The sequence below is a fragment of the Bradyrhizobium sp. Leo170 genome (assembly GCF_004296405.1).
Taxonomy (GTDB): Bacteria; Pseudomonadota; Alphaproteobacteria; order Rhizobiales; family Xanthobacteraceae; genus Bradyrhizobium.
In genome coordinates this window covers 1-893 of the sequence record NZ_PSRR01000770.1, presented here as the reverse complement: position 1 = coordinate 893, position 893 = coordinate 1, and the positions used below count along the sequence as shown (strand labels likewise).

1 protein-coding gene is annotated in these 893 nt (G+C 64.5%); it reads right to left on the bottom strand.

Features of this window, described 5'->3' with window-relative positions:
• Nucleotides 1–76: 76 nt before the first annotated feature.
• A complete protein-coding gene (locus CWO89_RS44595) occupies nucleotides 77–838 on the bottom strand; it encodes an SOS response-associated peptidase (protein WP_130584427.1) in 762 nt (253 codons plus the stop codon).
• Nucleotides 839–893: the final 55 nt, after the last annotated feature.

Below are 893 nucleotides of genomic sequence, written 5' to 3'. Positions count from 1 at the left end.
GCAAAGCGCAGCGTGCCCCCCATTAAGCACTCCGCTCGGGATGGTGGGCACGCTGCGCTTTGCCCACCCTACGACATCAAAACAACGATCCCTGCCCGTCGTCTTCCACCGTCGGCGGCGCCTTGCGTGGTGCCGGCCGCTTCGGCTTTTGCGGCTCGGCGGCGCGCTCCTCGTCCGTGATCGGCAGCAGCAATTGCGCATCGTCATTGGCGGCGGGGTTGACCCGCGTCGAAACCTCATGCCAGGCGAATTCGCCGACCGCCGGGCCCTTCAAGAGCGGCATCGCCAACGAGACCTCGTCGTTGCGGCAATCGAGCCAGTGCTCGAAGGCCTCGGGCGAAATCGTCACGGGTACGCGGGGATGCAATCTCGCCAGATCGGCGCTCGCCGGCGCAGTGATGATCGCAACCGTATCGACCTCCTCGCCGTTCGGACCCATCCAGGTCTCCGCCAGCGCGGCGAAGCCGACCGGCTGCTGGTCGCGGCGATAGATGAAATAGGGCCGCTTGCGGCCGCCCTCGTCGTGCCATTCATAATAGCCGTCGGCCGGGATCAGCGAGCGGCGGCGCCGAATCGCGTTCTTGAAGGCGGGCTTTTGCAGCACCGTCTCCGAGCGGGCGTTGAACAATAGGCCGACTTGGCGGGGATCCTTGACCCAGGCGGGCACCAGGCCCCAGCGCATCAGCCGAAAATGCCGTCCGCCGTTCTCCAAGATCACCACGGGAACGGGTTGGGTCGGCGCAATATTGTGCCGCGGCGGGAAGTTGGGCTGCTCAAGGTAGCCAAAGAGCAGCCTGATTGCCTCCGGCGGTGAGGTGATGACGAAGCGTCCGCACATAATCCGGGAAAAATAGGTACTCGTTCAGGACCTTTTAACCGCCCCTGTCAAACAC